General features: G+C 67.6%; 1 protein-coding gene and 1 pseudogene. Both read right to left on the bottom strand.

Features of this window, described 5'->3' with window-relative positions; translation table 11 throughout:
* Positions 1-187: pseudogene (locus tag EHS19_RS10645) on the bottom strand (hypothetical protein); the annotation flags it as partial.
* A gap of 11 nt (positions 188-198) precedes the next feature.
* Positions 199-489, bottom strand: a complete 291-nt coding sequence (locus EHS19_RS01930; RefSeq protein WP_151916112.1) for a hypothetical protein — start codon at positions 487-489, stop codon at positions 199-201.
* Positions 490-581 lie beyond the last annotated feature (92 nt).

Here is a 581-nt window from a genome sequence, read left to right as displayed (position 1 = left end):
TGTCGGCGGGCAGCAGCCGCCAGTCGGGGCACAGGCCCATGACCACCACGCTCGCGTCCTCCAGCTTCGCCTGCACGTGGGGTCTTTCCCCGTCGGTGAACGCGTGCCACCGGTCGGCGAGGTCGTCCACCGTGGCGAACGGCGGCTTGGCCTGGGTGGATTCCGGATCGGTCTCCTCGTCGGCCATGAGCGTCCTCCTTATCCGATCGCGCCGGACGCCTTGAGACTGGCGATCAGGGCGTTGAGCGTGACCTTCAGGCCCTTCGCGTAGGCGAGCAGCGCGTCATACTCGGCCTTGGTCGGAGCGGCGGCCGCCGCGGCCGGGTCGGCGACGCCCATCGCGTCCACGGCCGCGCCCTTCTTCACGCCGCCGGTGATGTCGATGGGGTTGCCGTCCGAGTCGACGAACACGGCGCTCAGGATGCCGTCGTATGGGGCGATGAATTCGTCTGCCTGCGCTGCGGGCAGTGGCATGATCTTGATGGCCATGTTCCACCGTCCCTACTTGGTGAGGAGCACGAAGCGGTTGATGTCGCGCACGCGGAAGCCGAACTCCATCTCGATGCGCACGGCGAACATGT

The sequence above is a fragment of the Bifidobacterium jacchi genome (assembly GCF_009078285.1).
In the GTDB taxonomy this organism is placed as follows: domain Bacteria; phylum Actinomycetota; class Actinomycetes; order Actinomycetales; family Bifidobacteriaceae; genus Bifidobacterium; species Bifidobacterium jacchi.
This window is presented reverse-complemented; position numbering and strand designations above follow the sequence as displayed.